Source organism: Cellulosimicrobium sp. E-16 (assembly GCF_049913115.1).
In the GTDB taxonomy this organism is placed as follows: domain Bacteria; phylum Actinomycetota; class Actinomycetes; order Actinomycetales; family Cellulomonadaceae; genus Cellulosimicrobium.
Map to the genome: position 1 here is coordinate 53218 of NZ_CP183974.1, position 21390 is coordinate 74607.

Consider the following 21390-nt stretch of genomic DNA (forward strand, 5'->3'; position numbering starts at 1 on the left):
GATCCCACGTCGGTAAGGCTTACCTCACCTACGATGTGCCGGTGCCTCCGCTCCCCGACCCGCAGCCTGCCCCGTCACCCGACCCGCGACGGCGTCACGACGCCTCCGACGCCCTGCGCGTCGTCCTCGGCGGGCGGCGCGGACGCCTCCTCGTCCTCGCCGCTGGCGGGCTGGTGCTGCACCAGGTCACGGAGGCGCTCGTCCCGGTCGTCATCGGCAGGACGGTCGACGCCGCGATCGCGACGTCCGACCCGCGCGCGCTGGCGGCGTGCCTCGGGCTGCTCGCCGCGCTGTTCCTCGTCCTCACCGCCGCGTGGCGCCTCTCCTTCCGGCTCACCGCGCGCGTGTTCGAGACGTCGGCCCACGCGCTGCGCACACGCGTCGTCGGGCACGCCCTGCGACCCCTGCGCCGTCCGCGGCTGCCCGGCGAGGTGCTGTCCGTCGCGGGCTCGGACACGCAGCAGGTCGCCGGGATCGTCTGGGTCGTCGGGGAGAACGCCGCGGCGGCCGCCGCGCTCCTCACGGCCGCGGTCTCGCTGCTCGTCGTCTCCGTCCCGCTGGGGCTCGGCGTGCTCGTCGTGACGCCGCTCGCGCTCTGGGCGATGCACGCGCTCTCCGGTCCGCTCGAGCGGCGCAGCGCGCGCGAGCAGGAGGAGGTCGCCGCGGCCGGCGCGCTCGCGACCGACACCGTCACCGGCCTGCGCGCCCTCAAGGGCCTCGGCGCGGAGGACGAGGCCGGGCGCCGGTACGCGACCGCGAGCCGCGACGCGCTCGCCGCCGCGCTGCGCGCCGCGCGGTCGCGCGCGGGCCACCGGGCGACGAGCTCCCTGGTCGGCGGGCTGCTGCTCGCCGCGGTGGTGGGCGCCGCGGCGTGGATGGCGCTCGAGGGGCGGATCACGGTCGGGGAGCTCGTCGCCGTCGTCGGGCTCGCGCAGTTCGTGCAGTGGCCGCTCACCGGCCTGGCGTACCTCGGCGCGGAGGCCGCGGGCGTCCGCGCGTCGCTCGGCCGCGTGCGCGACTGGCTCGCGGAGCCCTCCGCCGACGGGCCGGTCGTCGGGGCCGGCGCGGACGTCCCGGCCACGGCCGGGGCGAGCACCCGGGGCGGGGAGGACCCCGAGGTCGCCCCGTGGCACGTCGAGCTCGACGCCGTCTCCACCGACGTGCTGCGCGACGTGTCGTGGCGCAGCGACCGCCCGGGGCTGGTCGGCGTCGTCACGGACGACCCGGCCGCCGCGGCGTCCCTCGCGGGGCTGCTCGCGGGCACCGAGCCCGTGCACCGGGGGGCCGTGCGGGTCGGCGGGCACGACGTCCGCGCGCTCGACGCCCTGGGCCGTCGCGCCCGCGTCCTGGCCGTCCCGCACGAGCCGGTGCTCCTCGACGGCAGCGTCCACGACAACGTCGCGGTGGTCCTCCCGCGCGCCGCCACGGACGCCGCCACGGGGACGTCGGACGACCCGGCCGGTGCCGTGGCAGCGGCGCTCGCCGTCGCGCAGGTGCACGACGTCGCGCCCGGCACGCCGGTCGGGGAGCGCGGCGGCGCGCTCTCCGGAGGACAGCGCCAACGCGTCCTCCTGGCACGGGCGCTCGCGACGCGGCGTCCGGTCGTCGTGCTCCAGGAGCCGACGTCGGCCCTCGACGCCGCGACCGAGCTCGGCGTGACCGAGGCGGTGCGCGCGCACCGGGCGGACCTGCTGACGGTGGTCGTCACGACGAGCCCCGTCGTGCTCGGGACGTGCGACCACGTGCTCCTGCTCGACGACGGCCGCCTGGTCGCGCGCGGCACCCACCGGGAGCTCCTCGACCACGACGGCTACCGAGAGGCGGTGCTCGCATGACCGCGGCGCTCCCCCGGGACCCGGGCGCCTCGGCGCCCGCCGGTCCGCGCGAGCCCCTGCCCACGGCGAGCGCGCGGGAGACGTGGCGCGCGGCGCGCGGCCTCCTCGGGCGCCACCGCGCTCTCGCGGTGGGCGCGTTCGCCGCGCTCCTGGCGACGAGCACGGCGGGCCTCGCGGTCCCGTGGCTGCTCGGCCGCGTCGTGGACGCGGTCACGGTGCGCGACGGGCGCGCGGTGGCCGTCCTCGTCGCGGCGCTCGTCGTGGTCGGGCTGGTGACCGCGGCGCTCACGCACGTCTCGACGCGCGCCGTCGCCGCGCTCGGCGAGCGCCTGCTCGCCGACCTGCGCGAGCGCGTCCTCGACCGGGCGCTGCACCAGCCGCTCGGCCGGCTCGAGCGCGCCGGGACCGGCGACCTCGTGGCGCGCGTGTCGGGCGACGTCCGGGTCGTCGCGGACGCCGCGTCGCAGGTGCTGCCGGGCACGACGGGGGCCGCCCTGACGATCGGCGTGACGCTCGCGGGGCTGGGTCTGCTCGACTGGCGCTTCGCCGTCGCGGCGCTCGTCGCGGTTCCGGTACAGGTCTTCGCCACGGTGATGTACATCCGCCGGACCTCGCCGATGTACCGCGCGACCCGGGTCGCCGAGGCCGCGCGCACCCAGCGCAGCCTCGACGCGCTCGTCGGCGCCGAGACCGTGCGCGCGTTCGGGATCGAGGAGCACGCACGCACCGCCGTGGACCGCGCGTCGCTCGACTACGTGGACCACTCGCTGCGCGCCGCGCGCTCGATGACCCGCTTCTACGGGCGTCTCAACGTCGCCGAGCTCCTCGGGCTCGGCTCGGTGCTCGTCGTCGGGTTCGTCCTCGTGCGTGACGGCGCGGCGACGCTCGGCGCGGCGACCGCGGCGGCGCTCTACTTCCACCGGCTCTTCGGCCCGATCAACACGCTCCTGGGCGGCGCGGACGAGCTCCAGCGCGCCGGGGCGGGGCTCGCCCGCCTGGTCGGCGTCCTGGATCTCCCGGACGCGACGGCGGGCGGACGGGGGGCGGGCCCCGCGCCTCGACGGCCGGGCCGCGGGATCCCCGACCGGGCCCGCGCGGCCGAGGGCGCGACCGTCCGGCTGCGCGGCGTGCGCTTCGCGTACGACGGCGCCGACGTGCTGCACGGCGTGGACCTCGACGTCGCCCCGGGCGAGCACGTGGCGCTCGTGGGTCCGAGCGGGTCCGGGAAGTCGACGATCGCGCGCCTCGTCGGGGGGATCGAGGAGCCCCGCGCGGGCTCGGTCACGGTCGACGGGGCGCCGCCGCGCACCGGTCCGGGCGGAGACGTCGCGCTCGTGACGCAGGACGTGCACGTCTTCGCGGGCACGCTCGCGGACGACCTGCGCCTCGCGCGCCCGGACGCCACGGACGACGACCTGTGGGACGCGCTCCGGACCGTGGGCGCCGCGCGCTGGGTGCGCGCCCTCCCGGACGGTCTCGCGACCCGTGTCGGGGCGACCGCGCACCCGCTGGGCGGGGACCGCGCGCAGCAGCTCGCGCTCGCCCGGCTCCGGCTGCGCGACCCCCGCGTCGCCGTGCTCGACGAGGCCACCGCCGAGGCGGGCAGCCGCGGGGCGCGCGGCCTCGACGCCGCGGTGGCGGCCGTCGCGCGCGGGCGCACGTGCGTCGTCGTCGCGCACCGCCTCAGCCAGGCCGTGACCGCCGACCGCGTGGCCTACGTCGCCGACGGCCGCGTGGTCGAGCAGGGCACGCACGTGGAGCTCGTCGCCGCGGGAGGGCGTTACGCGCACCTGTGGTCGGCCTGGTCGGCCGGGCGGGACGCGGGCAGCGGCTCGGGGGCCGACACCTGACCGGCACCCCGGCCGGCACCGGCCCGACGAGGACTCCTGACAGCGGTTCCCCGTCCCGGACGGCCGTGTGCGAGAGTGGCCGCATGACCTCGCACGTCCCCGTCGCCGCCGACCACGTCGTCACCGTCGACGACCAGGGTCGCCGGACCGGCACCTTCGAGCGCGCCGCGGTCCACACGACCGAGACGCCCCTCCACCTGGCCTTCTCCTGCTACGTCCTGGACGACGCGGGCCGCCTCCTGCTCACGCGGCGCGCGCTCGCGAAGCGTACGTGGCCGGGCGTGTGGACCAACTCGTTCTGCGGGCACCCGCGCTGGACCGAGACCACCGAGGAGTCGATCGTCCGGCACGCGCGCCACGAGCTCGGGCTCGAGATCGCGGGCCTCGAGGTCGCGGTGCCGGGGTTCCGCTACCGCGCCGTCGACGCGTCCGGCGTCGTCGAGAACGAGATCTGCCCGGTCTACGCGGCGCGCGCGGTGGGCACGGTCGAGGCGAACCCCGACGAGGTCATGGAGACCGCCTGGGCGGACCCGCGCGACGTCGCGCGCGCGGTCGCCGCGACCCCGTGGGCGTTCAGCCCGTGGATGGTGCTCCAGGTCGCCGCCCTCGGGGCCGCGAGCACGGAGGGCGACGGTCCGACGGCGCGACTCGCCGCGGCGTTCGGACCCACCTCGGCCTGACGCCGGCGGTCGACCCTCCGCGAGCCGCTCAGCGCGTCGTCTGGGGGTGCCGCGCCCGGGCGCTGCGCAGGCGCTCCGGGACCGCGAGACGGTCCGCGCCCTGCGGCGAGACCTGCACGGGCTGCGCGGGCAGGGCGAGGGCCTCGACCTGCTCCGCGCCGGGCACCCCGGCCGCGCGCGCGGCGTCTCCCAGCGCGCGGACGACGTGCTCCTGGCGACGCGGGTCGCGGGCGGAGAAGACCCAGAGGTCGACGGCGGTCGCGGTCGAGAGGTCGACGTGCAGCCCCCGAGCGCGCGCCTGCCGGAGCTGGCTCGGCGCGACCCCGACGAAGGTCACGGCGCGGCGCGACCAGAGCACGGTGCGCGACGCCGTCGACACGCCGCGGTCGGTGAGCAGCAGGCCGAGCGTGCGCGGGCTCGCGACGGCGGCCCGCACGGTCCGGACGTCGAGCGCCGCGAACGGCACCGCGACCGGGCGCAGGAACGGGGCGAACGAGCCGACGAGGATCCCGTGGTCGAGCACGACCAGCTTCTCGGAGCCGAGGAACCAGAGGATGACGGCGGCGATCGCCGCGAACGACGGCAGGAGGTAGCCGATCGCGGCGGCGCCCGCGTTCCCCACGAGCGCCGGCCCGACGGAGAACACCAGCACCACGACGACGGTCACCGCCCACGCGGGACCGTTCGGCGTCGACGCCGACACGTGCCGGACCGCACCGAGGCCGGACCGCTCGGCGTGGTGCCGCACCTTGCGCGTCGCGCGCGCGCCGGTCGCCGGCGTCGGCCCGCTCATCGACCGAGCAGCTCGAGCGGGAGACGGCGGACCGTGGCCGCCCCGACCTCGGAGAGCGTGAGCGTCGTCGGGGCACCGTCGGCCCCGTGCTCGCCGCCGCGGACCGTGTACACGCCGTCGGGCGTCGCGTAGACGCTCACCTGCTCCAGGACGTCGGAGCCGGCGCGCACCGCGCCGATCGTCGTCACGGCCAGCGCCCCGGCCAGCTCGGGCAGGGTCGGCGCCTGGGCCGCGAGCTCGTCGGGCGTGAACGTCTGGGAGCGCCCGTCGAGCAGCGCCTTGGCGCCCGGGTCGACGAACACCGCGAGCCGGCCCGCGAGCTCGGCCAGCGGGTAGACGCTGAACGCGTGGTGGCCGCTGGGCGCGACCTCCTCCTCGAGCACGCGGTCGTCCTCGTGGAGGTAGACGTACACCCAGTGCCGGCCGAGCGACGTCGTGCGCTCGACGGACAGGATCGCGTTCGCCGTGCGGCGCAGCACGAGGGGACCTGTGATCTCCGGGACGGCCTCGATGCCGACGGCCGGGCGACCGTCCACGGGCTCCGCCGCGGCCGCGTCCTCGGTCGGCACGACCATGCCGCGGGCCAGGAGCGAGCGGAGCGCGACGCGGCCCACGAGCGCGCGGTCCGCGCCCTCCTGCGCGTCGAGCCACGGGACCGCCACGAGCTGGGGGTTCTGCAGGCCGTCGAGGATGACGATCTCCTCGTCGGTGAGCGTCACGACGTGCGTGACCTCGCCCGCGGTGGCTCGTGCCAGCGTGCGCTCGGCCGCGGCGATGTCCGACGTGGACCACCGCATGGTCTGCTGGGTCACGAGAAGAGCCCTCCGACGAAGTCACCGGCGGCGGAGAGCCCGTCGCCGATCGCGTCCCCGACGTCGGACGCGACGTCCCCGATCGTATCGACCGCGTCGCCCGCGAAGTCGGTCACGTTGTCCCACCCGTCCGCGAGGTACGGGCCGGGGTTGGTGGCGAAGCCCGAGATCGCGTCCCAGTTGTCGACGACGAGGTTCCCCAGCGCCCAGGCGCCTGCGACGACGCCGGCGCCGACCACGATCCCGATGCCCACCGGGTTGGTGAGCATGCCCGCCATCATGAGCATCGTCCCCGCGCCGCCCACGACGGACAGGCCGCCCATGACCCGGTCGACGCCGCCCCGGACGCCGTCGTACTCGGTGTTGAACATCTGGTTGACGCCGCCGATGACGCCGAACAGGCCGCCGACGCCGCCCGCGAGCCGGCCCGCCGTCCCGAGGCCGCCCAGCAGCCCCATGGCGTCGTCGAGGACCATGCCGCGCGCGAAGACCGACGCGCTCGCGGCGGCGTCGGACAGGTCGGCGAGGCGGCTGGCCTGCAGGAACGCGGTGAGCGACTGGCCCACCTTCCAGGTCTTCCACCCGGCGAGGCCGAACGAGATCGCGCCCCACGCCGTCTCGCCGACGTCCCAGATCGACCCGTCGAGCGGGGTGCCGCCGCCGAGCGGCCCGCCGCCGGGACCCGTGGGCACGCCCGGTCCGGGCACGCCGGGGGACGGGATCGCGCCGCCCTCGGTGCTCGTCAGGTACTGCTCGTCGGCGTTGCGCAGGACCGCCTGCGACGCCTCGGCGAGCGTCTGGCTCACCCCCCGCAGCAGCGCCACCGAGGACCCGGTCCACTCGCCCCGGAACTGGTCGGCGTCGCCGCCCTGCCACCTGCCGGCGGCCTCCACGAGGCCGCTGACCTCGGACGTCGTGCTCACGAGCTGGTCGGAGGCGGAGCGCAGCGACTGCGCGAGCCTCCTCAGCTCGGTGACGTCGGCGCCCCACATCCCGCTCACGTCGTCCTCGTCCCCTCGTCGGTCGGTAGGTCGCCCGTCGCGGCCCCGGGGTCCCGGAGCGCACGAAACGGGCATCCGGGAGGCTATCGCCTGCACCCGCCCCGAGGCGATGGGGAGGACTCCCCGTCTCCTCCGCGCAGGCTCGGCGCGCGTGTTCGGTGACGGCGTCCCCGCGGGTGACAATCGAGGCATGCCTGCCGCGGTCCCCGACACCCCCGCCACCTCCGACCGGGCGACCGACGTGCCCGTCCCCGCCCGGGACGCCTCGTTCGAGGAGCACGTCTCCTGGGCCCGCGCGGTGCCCGTGGTCGGGTTCGACCTCTCGCCCGTTGCGGAGCGCGTGGTCGAGGACCCGTTGCCGTGGGACTACGCCGCGCTCGCGCGCGAGCTGGTCGGCAGCGGCCGCGGCGCGGTGCTCGACCTGGGGACGGGCGGCGGGGAGCTCCTCTCGACGCTCGGACCGTTCCCCGCCGGGTCCGCGGCGACGGAGGGCTGGGCGCCCAACCTGCCGGTGGCCCGACGCCGGCTCGAGCCCCTGGGCGTCGAGGTGCGGACCGTGGAGGGGGACGAGGAGCAGCTCCTGCCGTTCTTCGACGGCCAGTTCGCGGTCGTGCTGGACCGGCACGAGGAGTTCGACCCCGACGAGGTGCTGCGCGTGCTCGAGCCGGGCGGGGTGTTCCTCACCCAGCAGGTCGACACCCGCGACGGCCTGCGCCTCAGCACCGCGCTCGGCACGGAGCTCCCGTGGGACCCGGACTCCGTGACGCTCGAGGCCGCGGTCGAGGTGCTGCGCGACGCGGGCTTCGTCGTCGACGTCGCGCGCGAGCACGAGGGACTGCGGCGGTTCCGTGACCTGTCCTCGGTGCTCTGGTACCTCAAGCTCATGGCGTGGCAGGTGCCGGACCTGGCGTCCCTGGCCCCCGAGGCCGTCGCCCGGTACGAGGCCCCGCTGCGCGCCCTGCACCTGCACCTCGCCGCGGGCCACGAGTTCGTCGACGAGGCCCCGCGCTTCCTCGTCGTGGCCCGCAAGCCCTTCTGACGCGCGCCCACCGCCCACCCGCTGAGTGCATGAAATAGCCGCGTCCCGACGCCGGCGGCGCGACTATTTCATGCACCCACCGGGGTGTCCGGGCGGGGTGGGGCCGTGGAGTCGCGGACCACGAGCTCGTGGTCGGTGCGCTTGCGGCGCGGCCGGCCCGACGGCGGCCGGAGCGCCAGCTCGAACGCCGTCGCTCCCATCTCGCTCATCGGGAGGCGCACCGTGGTCAGCGCGGGCGCGAGGTCCTGCGCGACCTGGATGTCGTCGAACCCGGTGACGGACATGTCGCGCGGCACGACGACGCCGCGCTCGCGCAGGAGCGAGAGCACCCCGGTGGCCATGGCGTCGTTGAGCGCGAGGATCGCCGTGGTGTCCGGGCGCTGCGCGAGGATGCGCTGCGTGGCGTCGCGCCCGCCCTCGCGCGTGAAGGGTGCGTGCACGACGAACAGGTCGTCCGGGTCGAGGCCGTGGGCCGCGACGGCGCTCCGGATGCCGGCGGTGCGGTCGGCGACGGTCGTGAGCCGCTCGGGCCCCGCGGCGATGGCGAGACGTCGGTGGCCCAGGCCGAGGACGTGGTCCGTGAGGCTCGCGGCCGCTGCCTCGCTGTCCGGGAGCACCGCGTCGCTGTGCAGGTGGTGCCGCCCGATGACGACGACCCGGCCCCCGGCCTCCTGGAACGCCGCGAGCTCGCGCGCGGCGTCGGCCTCCATCGCGGGGTCGACGTAGCCGGAACCAGCGACGAGGATCGCGCCGACGCGGTGCGCGCGCATGAGCCGGATCTGCGTGACCTCGGCGCTGGGCTCGCGCTCGGTGTGGCTGATCTGGACGCTCCACCCGTGCTCGGTCGCGACCCGGACGACGCCGCTCGCGATCTCGGAGAAGTACGGGTCGCCGATCTCGTAGACGAGCAGGCCGGCGACGGAGGTCGTGCCCCCGGCAAGCGTGCGCGCGTGCGGGTTGGCGATGTAGCCCATCTCCGTCGCGACCTCGCGGACGTGCTCCGCGAGCACCTCGGAGACGCCGTCGCTGCCCGACAGCGCGCGCGACGCGGTCGCGAGCGACACGCCCGCCCGCTCGGCGACGTCGACCAGCCGCAGCGCGCTCCTACCCTTCGTGGTCCGACCCTCTCGACGCACCCCTGCTCCGCTCGTCCGTGCGTCGCCCGGTCGGTGGCCGAAGAGCCCTCCCCGACGTGACGCTTGCCACATCCGCTGTCCGCACCGTACTCTAGCGGAAGCGCTTACGAAAGCGCTTTCGTAAACAAGCGGTCTCGTACGGAGCAGTACGGCCTCAGGTCTTCACTACGACGAAGTAGGGAGAGTCACGTCCATGCATTCTCGGTCGACTCCACGGATGTCCACCCGCCCCCGCTCACGCCGCGCGCTCGCCCTCGCGGCCGGCGTGTCCGCGACGGCGCTCGTCCTCACGGCGTGCTCCGGCGGGTCCGACGGCGAGGGCGGAGGCGGCGGGTCCGACGACCCGATCGTCATCGGTATCTCCCTCCCGCTCACCGGCGACTTCTCCGAGCCCGGCAAGGGCGTCCAGCGCGGCTACGAGGCCTGGGCGCAGTTCGTCAACGAGGACGGGGGCCTCCTCGGGCGACAGGTCGAGCTCAAGATCCTCGACGACCAGTCCAACGCGGACCGCGTCGTGCAGGACTACGAGGCGCTCATCGCCCAGGACGAGGTCGACCTCGTGTTCGGGCCGTTCTCCACGCGGCTCGTCGTGCCGAGCGCCCGCGTCGCCGAGGAGTACGGGATGCTCTTCGTCGAGCCGGCCGGCGCCGCGAACGAGGTCTTCGAGCAGGGCTTCGAGAACCTGTTCTACGCCGCCCCCGCCGTCGCCGACGACCACTACAACTACCTCGCGGACCACATCCTCGACATGCCCGAGGGCGAGCGTCCGCAGACGGTCGCGGTGGCCTCGATGGACGACCCCTTCGCCCAGGGCACGGCCTACGGCCTGCGCGACAAGCTCGCCGACGCCGGGCTCGAGATCGTCGTCGACGAGGTCTACCCGCCCAACACGACCGACTTCTCCTCGATCGCCGCGAAGATCAACGACTCGGGCGCGGACATGGTCATCGGCGGCACGCAGTACCAGGACGCGGTGAACCTCATCGTCGCGCTGCAGCAGCTCAACTACCAGCCGCAGCTCGCCGCGTTCTCCACCGCGCCGACCAACCCCGAGTTCTCGGCGGCGATCGGCGCCAAGACCGAGGGCATCCTCTCCCCCACGGGCTACACCGAGACCGCGAGCTGGCCGTCGAACGTCGACTTCGTCGAGCGGTACACGGAGCTGCACGGCAACCCGCCCGGCGAGGACGAGGCCAACGCGTACACGACCGGCCAGGTCGTCGCCGCCGCGGTCGAGGCCGTCGGGTGCGCCGAGCAGGGCGAGTGCCAGCAGGAGCTCATCTCGTGGCTGCGCAGCAACGAGGTCGAGACCGTCGTCGGGCCGCTGACCTGGGACGAGACGGGCAAGCCGCAGGGCGCCCACCTCATCCAGCAGTACGTGGACGGCGAGATCCAGATCGTCCTGCCGCAGGACGCCAAGGAAGCCGAGTTCGTCTTCCCCAAGCCGGCCTGGTGATCACCTCGTGACAGGAACGCTCCTCTTCCAGAGCCTCGTGCTCGGCGTGCTGCTGGGAGGGCTCTACGCCCTCCTGGCAGCGGGCCTCACCCTGTACTTCGGCGTGATGCGCGTCGTGATGATCGCCCACTCGGCGTTCCTCATCCTCGCCGCCTACCTCGCCTGGTTCTTCAACCAGCAGACCGGCATGGACCCGCTGCTGTCGCTCGTCATCACGGTGCCGCTGTTCTTCCTCGTCGGCGTGGGCATGCAGCGCCTGCTCATCACGCGCCTGCGACCCGCGACGCTCACGATGATGTCCGTCCTCCTCACGTTCGCCGTCGCGCTCTTCATCGAGGGCATGATCGGCTTCGTCTGGAGCGGCACCCAGCGACGGATCCAGCTCCCGTACTCCGGGGCGAGCATCGAGTTCTTCGGTGCCCGGATCGCCGTCGTGAAGCTCGTGGCCTTCGGGCTCGCGGCGCTCTCCCTCGCGCTGCTGTACCTGCTCATGAAGCACAGCCGGTTCGGCCAGGCCCTGCGCGCGACGATCCAGCACCGCGAGGCCGCGCAGCTCGTCGGCATCAAGACCGACCGCGTCGCGGGCTATGGCTTCGGCCTCGGCCTCGCGACCGCCGCGATCGGCGGGACCGCGCTGTCGCTCGACGCGACGATCTACCCGTCGCTGCACTGGCACTGGATCGGCCCGCTCATGGCGATCATCGTCGTCGGCGGCCTGGGGTCCATCCCGGGCGCCGCGATCGCCGCCATGGTGCTCGGCATCGGCCAGAGCCTGCTCCAGGTGCCGCTCGGCACCACGTGGGCGCAGACCATCTTCTACGTCGCCCTCTTCGCGACGCTGATGCTGCGGCCCCAGGGATTCTTCGGAGGTCGCCTTGCCCAACGCTTCTGACACCCGTCCCGCGAGCCGCCGCGGTGCGGCCGCCCGCCCGGTGCCCGACGGCGCAGGCACGGCCGCCGCTCCCGCCGCACCTCCCGCACGTCGCCCCTGGGGCCGCGTCGTCCGCCTCGCCGCGCTCGTCGTCCTCGCCGTGCTCGTCCTGGCCTTCCCGACGATGGCGCCCAACGCGTACATCCTGTCGGCCGGCATCGTCGTCCTTAGCTACGCGTGCACCGCGACCGCCTGGAACTTCATGGGCGGCTTCACGGGGTACGTCTCGCTCGGGCACGCCGCGTTCTTCGGGCTCGGTGCCTACGGCACGGGCCTGCTGATCCGCGACCTCGGGCTCCCGAGCTTCGTCGCGTGGCTCGTCGCGGGCGCGCTCGTCCTGCTCATCACCATCCCCGTGGGGATCGCCGCGCTGCGCGTGCGCGGCGCGTCGTTCGTCATCGTGTCGATCTCGTTCGTCCTCATCCTGCTGCTGGTCTTCCAGGCGTGGGGGTCCTTCACCGGTGGGTCCGACGGCCTCGTCGTCCCGCGCCCGTTCCCGGACCTGCTGCGGCCCGAGCACCACCGCACGTTCTTCTACCTGTTCGCCGCGCTGCTCGTCGTCATGCTCGTCGCGTGGTGGGCGATCGACCGCTCGCGCTTCGGCACCGGGCTCAAGGCGATCCGCGAGGACGAGGACAAGGCCCAGGCGCTCGGCGTCCCGACGCGCAACTACAAGCTCGTCGCCTACGTCGTCTCGGCGACGTTCACCGGCCTCGCGGGCGGCATGTACGCCCTGTGGTTCGGCGACCTCGACCCGATCTTCCAGTTCTCCATCATGCTCGGCTCCTACATGGTGCTCATGGCGCTGTTCGGCGGCGTCCGGCACCTCTTCGGCCCGCTCCTCGGCGCCGTCGTCGTCGGCACGGGCCTGGAGTACTTCAAGCTCGAGTTCGGCGACACCCAGTTCCACCTCGTCGCCACCGCCCTGCTGCTCGGCGTCGTCGTCCTCTTCATGCCGGACGGGATCATCCCCGCGGCCCAGGCCCTCTTCAAGCGCTTCGGCCCGCAGGACTCCTCGATCCGCGAGATGACCGCGGCAGAGCTCCTCGAGCGCAACCGCGCGGCCGCTGCCCCGGCAGAGGGTGAGCCGACCGCAGGACCCACCACCGCCGTCGTCCCGCAGGACGGCGACGGCGACGCGGCCCCTCGTCCTCGGACGGGCCAGGAGGAGGACCGATGACGACGACGACCACCGCACAGACGACACGCAACCTCGAGACCGTCGGCCTCACCAAGTCGTTCGGGGGCGTCCACGCCGTCCGCGACGCGACGGTCACGTTCCACCACGGCAAGATCAACGCGCTCATCGGCCCGAACGGGTCCGGCAAGACGACGTTCTTCAACTGCGTGACGGGCATGATCAAGCCGGACTCCGGCACGGTCACGTTCCGCGGCGAGGACATCACGCGGCGCGCGCCGCACAAGATCGCGCGCGCCGGGATCGGGCGCAGCTTCCAGCTCTGCCGCGTGTTCCCGCGCATGACCGTCCTCGAGAACATGCTCGTCGCGGTCCGGCGCACGAAGGTGCGCGAGCTGCTCGCCGGGGCGCGCAACCCCGAGGAGATCGACAAGGCGCGCGCGCTGCTCGTGCGCGTCGGCATCGACCACCTGGAGAACGTCGAGGCGCGCAACCTGTCCTACGGGCAGCAGAAGCTGCTCGAGCTCGCGGGCGTCCTCATGGGCGACCCCGACACGATCATGCTCGACGAGCCGGCGGGCGGCGTGAACCCGGCGCTCATCGGGCGCATCGGGACGCTCGTGCAGGAGCTCAACGCCGAGGGCAAGACGTTCCTCGTCGTCGAGCACAACATGGACATGGTCATGAGCCTGTCCCACCACGTCATCGTGTTCGACCGGGGCCGGCCGATCGCCGAGGGCACCCCCGCCGTCGTGCAAGCCGACCCGCGAGTGCTGGAGGCCTATCTTGGTGTCTGACCCGACCCCCGGGACGGGGGCGAAGCAGGAGTACCTCCTCGAGCTGGACGACGTCCAGGCCGGGTACGGCCGCGCCGCGATGGTGCTGCGCGGGCTGACGATCAAGGTCCCCGCGGCCACGGTCGTGTGCCTCGTCGGGCCGAACGGGGCGGGCAAGTCGACGGTGCTCAAGGTCGCGAGCGGGCTGCTCAAGCCGCGCTCGGGCCGCATCCTCGTCGGCGGTCGCGACGTCACGGGCCAGGGACCGCAGGAGATGCTGCAGTCCGGCCTGGCGCACGTGCTCCAGGGCCACAGCGTGTTCCGCGAGATGACGGTCGCCGAGAACGTGCTCCTCGGCGCGTACACCCTGCGCGACAAGCAGAAGATCGCGGAGCGCGTGGCGTTCGTGCAGAACCTCTTCCCCATCGTGGGCGAGCGGTGGAAGCAGCTCGCGGGCCTGCTGTCCGGCGGGCAGCAGAAGCAGGTCGAGTTCGCGCGGTCGCTCATGGTGAGCCCTGAGGTGGTGCTGCTCGACGAGCCGTCGATGGGCCTCGACCCGAAGACGACGTCGACGGTGTTCGAGCAGGTCGTGCGCATGCGCGACGCCGGCGTCGCGGTGCTGCTCGTCGAGCAGAACGCGCGCCGCGCGCTCGAGACGGCCGACATCGGGTGCGTGCTCGACCTCGGCCGCGTCCACATCACCGGCCCCGCGCCCGAGCTCCTCGCCGACCCCCAGCTCTCCGAGCTCTACCTCGGCGGCCGGCCCGCCGAGCGCTCGCTCTCGCAGAACGGATGACCGCCAGCATGACCAGCCAGACCACGGACGCCGCAGGGGGCGACCGACCGACCACCCGCACCGTGCGCATCGTCATGAACGGCGTGACGGGTCGCATGGGGTACCGCCAGCACCTCGTGCGCTCGATCCTCGCGATCCGGGACGACGGCGGCGTCGAGCTCGACGACGGCACCCGCCTCCAGGTGGAGCCCGTGCTCGTGGGCCGCAACCGCGCCAAGCTCGCGGAGCTCGCCGCGCGCCACGGCGTCGCCGAGTACACGACCGACCTCGACGCGGCGCTCGCGGACCCGACGGCCACGATCTACTTCGACGCGCAGGTCACGTCGGAGCGGACCAAGGCGATCCTCAAGGCGCTCGCGGCCGGCAAGCACGTCTACACGGAGAAGCCCATCGCGGAGTCCGTCGCCGAGGGCGAGGAGCTCGCCGAGGCGGCGCGCGCGGCAGGGGTGATCCACGGCGTCGTGCACGACAAGCTGTACCTGCCCGGCCTGCTCAAGCTCAAGCGGCTCATCGACGGCGGGTTCTTCGGCCGCATCCTGTCCGTCCGCGGCGAGTTCGGGTACTGGGTGTTCGAGGGCGACTGGCAGCCCGCGCAGCGCCCGAGCTGGAACTACCGCGCCGAGGACGGCGGCGGGATGGTCCTCGACATGTTCTGCCACTGGAACTACGTGCTGGAGAACCTGTTCGGACCGGTCGAGGCGGTTATGGCGAAGGCCGTGACCCATATCCCCGAGCGCTGGGACGAGCACGGCGAGCCCTACGCCGCGACGGCCGACGACGCGGCGTACGGGATCTTCGAGCTCGCCGGGACCGACGGACCGATCCTCGCGCAGGTGAACTCGTCGTGGGCCGTGCGCGTGGACCGGGGCGAGCTCGTCGAGTTCCAGGTCGACGGGACCCACGGGTCTGCGGTCGCCGGGCTGTTCGGGTGCCGCATCCAGTCGCGCGCCCGCACGCCCAAGCCCGTGTGGAACCCGGACCTCCCCACCGACCAGGACTTCCGCGCCCAGTGGGAGCAGATCCCGGACAACCAGGAGTTCGTCAACGGGTTCCGCGCGCAGTGGGAGGAGTTCCTGCGCGACGTCCACGCCGGGCGCCCGCACCCCTACGACTTCGACGCCGGCGTGCGCGGCCTGCGCCTCGTGGACGCGGGCTACACGTCGTCGCGCGAGGGACGGCGGGTCGAGCTCGGCGCCTCGCCGTACCCCGGGTCCGAGGCCCTGGGGGGCTCGGCGTCCGGGGCGGGGGCGTGAGCGGCGCGGACGGGGTGCGGATCCCGCTGCCCGACGGCGGCACGCGCCTCGTCGAGCTGCGCGCGCCTCGTCAGTGGGCGGACCACCCGGGCCCGTACGCGTCGCGCGTCGCGTTCGCGGCGGCGCACGTCGTCGCGGACCCGCGGGGCGAGAACGTGCCCGGCGCGCCGGCCGTCGTGGACTGGGACTCGACCCTCGCGTTCCGGCGGCACCTGTTCCGGTACGGGCTGGGCGTCGCCGAGGCGATGGACACCGCGCAGCGGAACATGGGTCTCGACTGGCCCGCGGTCCAGGAGCTCGTGTCGCGCAGCGCGGCGCAGGCCCACGAGCTCGGGGCGCGCATCGCGTCGGGCGCGGGGACGGACCACCGGTCGCCCGACGAGCTGCGGACCGTGGACGACGTGATCGGGGCGTACGCCGAGCAGGTCGAGTTCGTCGAGGGCACGGGGTCGCAGGTCATCCTCATGGCGTCGCGACACCTCGCGCGCGTCGCGACGTCCGCCGACGACTACGTGCGCGTGTACGACGCGATCCTGTCCCAGGTGCGCGAGCCGGTCGTGCTGCACTGGCTCGGCGAGGCGTTCGACCCGAACCTGCGCGGGTACTGGGGCTCCGGCGACGTCGACACCGCGACCGCGACGTTCGTCGACCTCGTACGGGCGCACGCCGACCGGGTCGACGGGGTGAAGGTGTCGCTGCTCTCGGCGGCGCACGAGGTCGGGTTGCGCGCGGTACTTCCCGACGGCGTCCGGTTGTACACGGGCGACGACTTCCACTACCCCGAGCTCATCCGGGGTGACGGGGAGCGGTACTCCGACGCGTTGCTCGGCGCGTTCGCGGCCGTGGCGCCCGCCGCCTCGGCGGCGCTGACGGCGCTCGACGACGGCGACCTCGACCGCTACGACGCCGAGATGGCACCGACGCTCGCGCTCTCGCGCCACGTGTTCGAGGCGCCGACGTACTACTACAAGACCGGGATCGCGTTCCTCGCGTGGCTCGCGGGTCACCAGCCCGGCTTCACGATGGTGGGCGGCCTCCAGTCGGCCCGGAGCGTCGTGCACCTCGCGCGCGCGTTCGAGCTCGCCAACGAGGCTCAGCTCCTACCGGACCCGGACCTCGCCGCGCACCGCCTCGGGCTCGTGCTCGCGGCCGCCGGGATCGAGGCGGGCGCCGACGCGGACGTCGCGGACGTCGTCGGGCTGGGGGCCGCATGAGCACCGAGATCTCGGAGTTCCCGTCCGGGGCGTCGCGGGCGAACTCGCCGGCCGACGAGGCGATCCTGCCGGCCGAGCAGGCCGTCCCGGCTCGTCCGGGTGGCGGGACGGACCAGGACCGCCTGACCGGCGGGGAGGTGGCGGGGGTGGACGTCCCGAGCGGGCTGCCTGCCCGGGTGCCGACGCCGCAGCCGGGCGACCCGCGGCTCGCGCGGCTCTCCCTGAACCAGCGCACGACGGCGCACTGGTCGCTGCGCGAGGCGATCGACGGCTGTGTCGCCGCGGGGCTCCCGGCGATCGGCGTCTGGCGCGAGCCCGTCGCGGAGGTCGGGCTCGACACCGCGGTGCGGTGGGTGCGCGACGCCGGTCTGCGGGTCTCGTCGGTGTGCCGCGGCGGCTTCTTCACCGCGAGCGACCCCGACGCGCGCGCGGCGGCCCACGCGAGCAACCTCGCCGCGATCGCCGAGGCGGCCGCGCTCGGGGCGCCGACGCTCGTCCTCGTCCCGGGCGGCCTGCCCGACGGCGACCGCGACCTCGTGGGGGCTCGGGAACGGGCGGCCGACGCGATCGCCGCGCTCGTCCCGGCCGCGCGAGACGCGGGCGTGACGCTCGGGATCGAGCCCATGAACCCGATCTTCGCGGCGGACCGCGGCGTGGTCTCGACGCTCGAGCAGGCCCTCGACCTGGCCGAGCCGTTCGCGCCCGAGGAGGTGGGCGTCGTCGTCGACACGTACCACCTGTGGTGGGAGCCGAAGGTCCACGAGCAGATCGCCCGAGCAGGTGCGGCGGGCAGGATCGTCAGCTACCAGGTGTGCGACTGGATCACGCCGCTGCCCGCCGACACCCTGCTCGGCCGCGGCATGATGGGCGACGGCCACGTCGACTTCACCGCGTTCACGCGCTCGGTCGCCCGAGCGGGCTACACAGGCGACGTGGAGGTAGAGATCTTCCACGCCGACGTCTGGGCCGCCCCCGGAACGGACGTCGTGGCCACCCTCGCCCGCCGTTACGTCGAGCTCGTGGAGCCCCACCTCACCACCCCGTGAGTGCATGGAATAGTCGCGATCCGGGCGTCCGGACGCGACTATTTCATGCACTCAGCGGTGGGGTCAGAGGTCCTGGAGCTCCGCCTCGCGCTCGTCGTAGGCGCTGCGCGCGGCGGCGATGCGCTCCTGGTGCGCTTCCGTCCACACCACCAGCGCCTTCGTCGTGGCGTGGAGCGAGCGGCCCATCTCGGTGAGGGCGTAGTCGACGCGGGGCGGGACGGTCGGGTAGACCGTGCGCTCGACGATGCCGTCACGCTCGAGCTGACGTAGCGTGCGCGACAGCATGCGCTGGCTGATCCCGTCGATCTCGCGCTTGAGCTCGGTGAACCGCATGACCCGGCGGTCGAGCAGAGCGATGGCGAGCAGCGACCACTTGTCCGCGATGCGGTCGAGGATCTGTCGCACCTCGCAGTCCTCGCGGGAGTCCCACTGCCAGACCTCGACGTCCGACTCCCACTTGGACGGCGTGCAGCCGTGGCGGTCCTCGGCCGGCGGGGGCGCGTCGCCCCGCTCCGCGGGGCCACCTCGCGCCGCCACGGTATCCGCGGTGATACCAGGTGCGCCGAATGTGCCGTCTTCCATGCCTCCTGATCCTGTCCCACGATGGGCTCGGTATCAAGAGGTAACCGAGTGCCGGATGGTGCTCAGGAAAGGGGACGCCATGACCGACCTGCCCACCACCCGGACCAGCGGGGGCGCACGGGCCGCCGCGCGCTTCACGCTGCGCGACTGGGGGCTGCTGCTCGTGCTGTGCGGGGCGATCTTCCTGGAGGGCAGCGACATCGCGATGCTGTCGGTCGCGCTCCCGGGCATCCGCGCCGACCTGGGGCTCGCGACGGGCGAGCTCGGCGGCGTCGTGACGGCCTACGTCGTCGGGTACGGCGGGTTCATGCTCCTCGGCGGGCGCGCGGCCGACCTCTACGGACGGCGTCGGATGTTCGTCCTCTGGCTGCTCGTCTTCCTCGTGTTCTCCGGGCTCGGCGGCTTCGCGACCGACGGATGGATGCTCCTCCTGTCGCGCTTCGTCACGGGCGTCGCGGCCGGGTTCCTCACGCCGGCCGGGATGTCGCTCATCACCACGTCGTTCGCCGAGGGCCCGCGCCGCAACCGTGCGCTGGTCATCTACGGCGCCGCGGGAGCGGCGGGCTTCTCGCTCGGCCTCGTCGTCGGGGGTCTGCTCGCCGCGATCCACTGGCGATGGGTCTTCTTCGCGCCGGTGATCCTCGCCATCGTGCTCCTCGTGCTCGCCCTGGCGACGGTCCCGCGCGACGCGGCGACCCGCGACCGCGGCAGGCTCGACGTGCTCGGTGCCGTCCTGGCGACGGGCGCCATGGTCCTGCTCGCCGTCGGCATCGTGCGGCTCGAGCACCCGGGCGAGGGGGTCGCGTGGACGGTCGCCGCGACCGGGGGCGGGGCCGTGCTCCTCGCGGCGTTCGTCGCCCGCCAGCGCCGGGCCCCGCACCCGCTCCTGCCGCTGCGGCTCTTCCGCTCGACCGAGCTCGTGCGGGCGAACGTCACGGCCGTGCTCTTCGCGGGCGGGTTCTACGGGTTCCAGGTGCTCCTCACGCTCTACCTCCAGGAGCTCCGCGGCTGGACGCCGCTCCAGACCGGGCTCGCGATGCTCCTCATGGCGATCGACGTCGTGCTGGCGCCCGTCCTCACGCCGCGCCTCGTGGAGCGCTTCGGCGTGCCGCGCGTGATCGTCGGGGGTCTCGTCGCCGGGACGCTCGCCGCAGCGTGGTTCCTCGCGTCCGGGCTCGACTGGACGTACGCCGTCATGGTCCCGTCGATGGCGCTCGTCGGGGTCGCGTTCGCGCTGGTCTACGGGCCGATCGCCATCGCCGCGACCACAGGCGTGACCGACGCGGAGCAGGGCGTCGCCGGCGGGGTGCTCAACACGGCGTTCCAGCTCGGCGCGGCGATCGGCATCTCCGCCGCGACGGCGGTCAGCGTCCTCGCGCTCGGGGACGGCACCGGTCCCGAGGCGGGCCTCGCCGCGTTCCACACCGCGCTCTGGGTGCCCGTCGCGGCGTTCGCCCTCGCCGCGGTGGCGATGGGCGCGCCGCGCCGCCGGCGCGTCCTGCAGGATCCGGCCTCGCCCGCCGTTCCGGTCGCCGCCGTCCCGGCCGCCGAGTCCGACCTCGCGGACCCCGAGCCGACCCCCGCCACCCGCTGAGTGCATGAAATAGTCGCGTCCGCCACGTCCGGACGCGACTATTTCACGCACTCAGCGCGGGGGTGGGCAGCAGGAAGCCCGCGGGCTGGAGGGTTCCTCCTGTCGTGCTGGACGAGGGCACGACACCCGCGGGCTCCGGTGGTTGCGTGGTACTCGCTCGCCGTCGGGCGCCTCCCCTCGGGAGACCCCGCCCGGTTCACGGGCTCACCGCATCCGGTCCGTTGCTGGATCGGTTGCGCGACGACTAGCGCGCAACCACCTCACGAGTCCGAAGAATCTTCACTTCCAGGACCACCTCCTTTCGCGTGTACGACGACGGTACGTCCGCCCCCGCGGACCGCGCCAGGGGTTTTCGCGCACGGCGTGGACCCACCGAGATCGGCCCGCCCGTCACCAGGTCGACCCACCGAAGGTCGATCTCGGACGCACGGGTCGATCTCGCGGGGTGCGCCGAGCGGCGGCGCGCCAGGTTCAGGCGGGACGCAGGTGCGCCCACTCCTCGGGGTAGTCGTCGAGCCACGCGGCGAACGACTGCGCGGGGCGCTCGACGAGCCGGGCGACGGTGTCGCTCACGTGCGCGAGCTCGCCCGCGGCGATCGCCGTGTACGACGACACCCAGCCGTCGACCTCGAACCGCGGCACCCCGTAGCGCTCGCGCGACGCGTACGCCTCCTCGAGAGTCTCGGCGTGGTAGGTGATCTCGCGACCCGTCGCGGCGGTCAGGGCCTCCGCGACCTCGCCGAGCGTCTGGGCCTCGGGCCCCGTGACGTCGTAGGTGGCGCCGTCGTGGCGGTGCGCGTCGGCGTCGAGCAGGACGACGGTCGCGACGTCCGCGATGTCGTCGTGCGACACGGACGCGACCCGGCCGTCGCCCGCGGGCCCGCGGATCACGCCGTCGTCGCCGACCATGAGCGCGAGCCCGCGGTGGTAGAGGTTGTCGCGCAGGAACGTGTGGCGCACCCCCGTCGCGCGGATGTACTCCTCGGTGCGCCAGTGGTCGCGCGCGAACGTGAAGACGGCGTCCGGCGCCGCGCCGACGAACGACACGTAGACGATGTGCCCGACCCCGGCGGCGATAGCGGCGTCGACCGCCGCGCGGTGCTGCGCGACGCGGTCGAGGTCCTCGCGGGCGGACACGAGGAACACGGTGTCGACGTCGGTGAACGCCGCGACCATGCCGCGCGTGTCGGTGTACCCGCCGACGACGGCGACGTCCGACTCCGGGAGCGGGTCGTCGCCGAGGCTGGGCGCCCGCGCGGCGTCGCGCACGACGAGGCGCTGCGTCGCGCCCTCGGCGGCGAGGCGGAACGCGAGCTTCGAACCCAGGAGCCCGCTCGCGCCCGTCACGGCGATCCGCCCCGACCCCGCCCCGATCATCATGTCCTCACGGTAGACGCGGCGGTCGCGGGGCGCCCGGCGACCGACCGCACGTGAGGACCGTGCGCGCCTCGCGCAGAA

Annotated in this window: 19 protein-coding genes; 13 read left to right on the forward strand and 6 right to left on the reverse strand. The window is 74.3% G+C overall.

Annotated features, from left to right (window positions below):
* The first annotated feature begins 41 nt into the window (after positions 1–41).
* The 3 genes from ACN9MS_RS00245 (at position 42) to idi (ending at position 4365) form a co-directional block, all read left to right on the forward strand.
* Entirely contained in the window at positions 42–1835 is a 1794-nt protein-coding gene (locus ACN9MS_RS00245; protein WP_426310186.1) for an ABC transporter transmembrane domain-containing protein, read from the forward strand.
* Positions 1832–3685, forward strand: a complete 1854-nt coding sequence (locus ACN9MS_RS00250) for an ABC transporter ATP-binding protein (protein WP_426310187.1) — start codon at positions 1832–1834, stop codon at positions 3683–3685. Before ACN9MS_RS00245 ends, ACN9MS_RS00250 begins: the two co-directional genes overlap by 4 nt.
* An 83-nt stretch (positions 3686–3768) precedes the next feature.
* Positions 3769–4365 carry an isopentenyl-diphosphate Delta-isomerase gene (idi, locus tag ACN9MS_RS00255; RefSeq protein ID WP_426310188.1) on the forward strand — a complete coding sequence of 199 codons (597 nt, stop codon included), beginning with the start codon at positions 3769–3771 and terminating at the stop codon, positions 4363–4365.
* Between the two features lie 28 nt (positions 4366–4393).
* Here idi and ACN9MS_RS00260 read toward each other — a convergent pair whose 3' ends face one another.
* Genes ACN9MS_RS00260 through ACN9MS_RS00270 form a run of 3 tightly spaced genes read right to left on the reverse strand, consistent with a single transcriptional unit; the run spans position 4394 to position 6971 of the window.
* Entirely contained in the window at positions 4394–5158 is a 765-nt protein-coding gene (locus ACN9MS_RS00260) for a hypothetical protein (RefSeq protein WP_426310189.1), read from the reverse strand.
* Positions 5155–5970 (reverse strand): hypothetical protein, encoded by an 816-nt coding sequence (locus ACN9MS_RS00265; RefSeq protein ID WP_426310190.1) that lies wholly within the window; start codon positions 5968–5970, stop codon positions 5155–5157. Before ACN9MS_RS00265 ends, ACN9MS_RS00260 begins: the two co-directional genes overlap by 4 nt.
* Positions 5967–6971 (reverse strand): hypothetical protein, encoded by a 1005-nt coding sequence (locus tag ACN9MS_RS00270; RefSeq protein WP_426310191.1) that lies wholly within the window; start codon positions 6969–6971, stop codon positions 5967–5969. Before ACN9MS_RS00270 ends, ACN9MS_RS00265 begins: the two co-directional genes overlap by 4 nt.
* Positions 6972–7161: 190 nt before the next feature.
* Between ACN9MS_RS00270 and ACN9MS_RS00275 the strand changes: the two genes are divergently transcribed.
* Positions 7162–8010 (forward strand): class I SAM-dependent methyltransferase, encoded by an 849-nt coding sequence (locus tag ACN9MS_RS00275; protein WP_426310192.1) that lies wholly within the window; start codon positions 7162–7164, stop codon positions 8008–8010.
* A gap of 68 nt (positions 8011–8078) precedes the next feature.
* Here the strand turns inward: ACN9MS_RS00275 and ACN9MS_RS00280 are convergent, their stop codons facing one another.
* Positions 8079–9146, reverse strand: a complete 1068-nt coding sequence (locus ACN9MS_RS00280) for a LacI family DNA-binding transcriptional regulator (protein WP_426310193.1) — start codon at positions 9144–9146, stop codon at positions 8079–8081.
* A 217-nt stretch (positions 9147–9363) separates the two neighbouring features.
* Between ACN9MS_RS00280 and ACN9MS_RS00285 the strand changes: the two genes are divergently transcribed.
* The 8 genes from ACN9MS_RS00285 to ACN9MS_RS00320 are packed head-to-tail and all read left to right on the forward strand — an operon-like array spanning position 9364 to position 17756.
* Positions 9364–10602 (forward strand): amino acid ABC transporter substrate-binding protein, encoded by a 1239-nt coding sequence (locus ACN9MS_RS00285; protein ID WP_426310194.1) that lies wholly within the window; start codon positions 9364–9366, stop codon positions 10600–10602.
* Positions 10603–10609: 7 nt separating this feature from the next.
* Positions 10610–11494 (forward strand): branched-chain amino acid ABC transporter permease, encoded by an 885-nt coding sequence (locus ACN9MS_RS00290; RefSeq protein WP_024841626.1) that lies wholly within the window; start codon positions 10610–10612, stop codon positions 11492–11494.
* Positions 11478–12713, forward strand: coding sequence for a branched-chain amino acid ABC transporter permease (locus tag ACN9MS_RS00295; RefSeq protein WP_426310195.1), 1236 nt, complete (start codon positions 11478–11480; stop codon positions 12711–12713). Before ACN9MS_RS00290 ends, ACN9MS_RS00295 begins: the two co-directional genes overlap by 17 nt.
* Complete coding sequence (locus tag ACN9MS_RS00300; protein ID WP_426310196.1) at positions 12710–13468, forward strand: ABC transporter ATP-binding protein; 759 nt, start codon at positions 12710–12712, stop codon at positions 13466–13468. The genes ACN9MS_RS00295 and ACN9MS_RS00300 overlap by 4 nt, the downstream gene beginning before the upstream one ends.
* Positions 13461–14243 (forward strand): ABC transporter ATP-binding protein, encoded by a 783-nt coding sequence (locus ACN9MS_RS00305; RefSeq protein WP_426310197.1) that lies wholly within the window; start codon positions 13461–13463, stop codon positions 14241–14243. Before ACN9MS_RS00300 ends, ACN9MS_RS00305 begins: the two co-directional genes overlap by 8 nt.
* 8 nt (positions 14244–14251) lie before the next feature.
* The gene (locus tag ACN9MS_RS00310) at positions 14252–15496 is read left to right on the forward strand and encodes a Gfo/Idh/MocA family protein (protein ID WP_426310198.1); all 1245 of its coding nucleotides are present in this window, start codon (positions 14252–14254) and stop codon (positions 15494–15496) included.
* Positions 15493–16710 carry a dihydrodipicolinate synthase family protein gene (locus ACN9MS_RS00315; protein ID WP_426310199.1) on the forward strand — a complete coding sequence of 406 codons (1218 nt, stop codon included), beginning with the start codon at positions 15493–15495 and terminating at the stop codon, positions 16708–16710. The genes ACN9MS_RS00310 and ACN9MS_RS00315 overlap by 4 nt, the downstream gene beginning before the upstream one ends.
* Positions 16707–17756 carry a sugar phosphate isomerase/epimerase family protein gene (locus ACN9MS_RS00320; protein WP_426310200.1) on the forward strand — a complete coding sequence of 350 codons (1050 nt, stop codon included), beginning with the start codon at positions 16707–16709 and terminating at the stop codon, positions 17754–17756. The genes ACN9MS_RS00315 and ACN9MS_RS00320 overlap by 4 nt, the downstream gene beginning before the upstream one ends.
* Positions 17757–17819: 63 nt before the next feature.
* On the opposite strand, the gene ACN9MS_RS00325 is transcribed toward ACN9MS_RS00320, so the two are convergent.
* Positions 17820–18338, reverse strand: a complete 519-nt coding sequence (locus ACN9MS_RS00325; RefSeq protein WP_426310201.1) for a winged helix-turn-helix transcriptional regulator — start codon at positions 18336–18338, stop codon at positions 17820–17822.
* A 79-nt stretch (positions 18339–18417) separates the two neighbouring features.
* Between ACN9MS_RS00325 and ACN9MS_RS00330 the strand changes: the two genes are divergently transcribed.
* Positions 18418–19932 (forward strand): MFS transporter, encoded by a 1515-nt coding sequence (locus tag ACN9MS_RS00330; protein WP_426310202.1) that lies wholly within the window; start codon positions 18418–18420, stop codon positions 19930–19932.
* A gap of 471 nt (positions 19933–20403) precedes the next feature.
* On the opposite strand, the gene ACN9MS_RS00335 is transcribed toward ACN9MS_RS00330, so the two are convergent.
* A complete protein-coding gene (locus tag ACN9MS_RS00335) occupies positions 20404–21312 on the reverse strand; it encodes an SDR family oxidoreductase (protein WP_426310203.1) in 909 nt (302 codons plus the stop codon).
* Between the last annotated feature and the right edge of the window lie 78 nt (positions 21313–21390).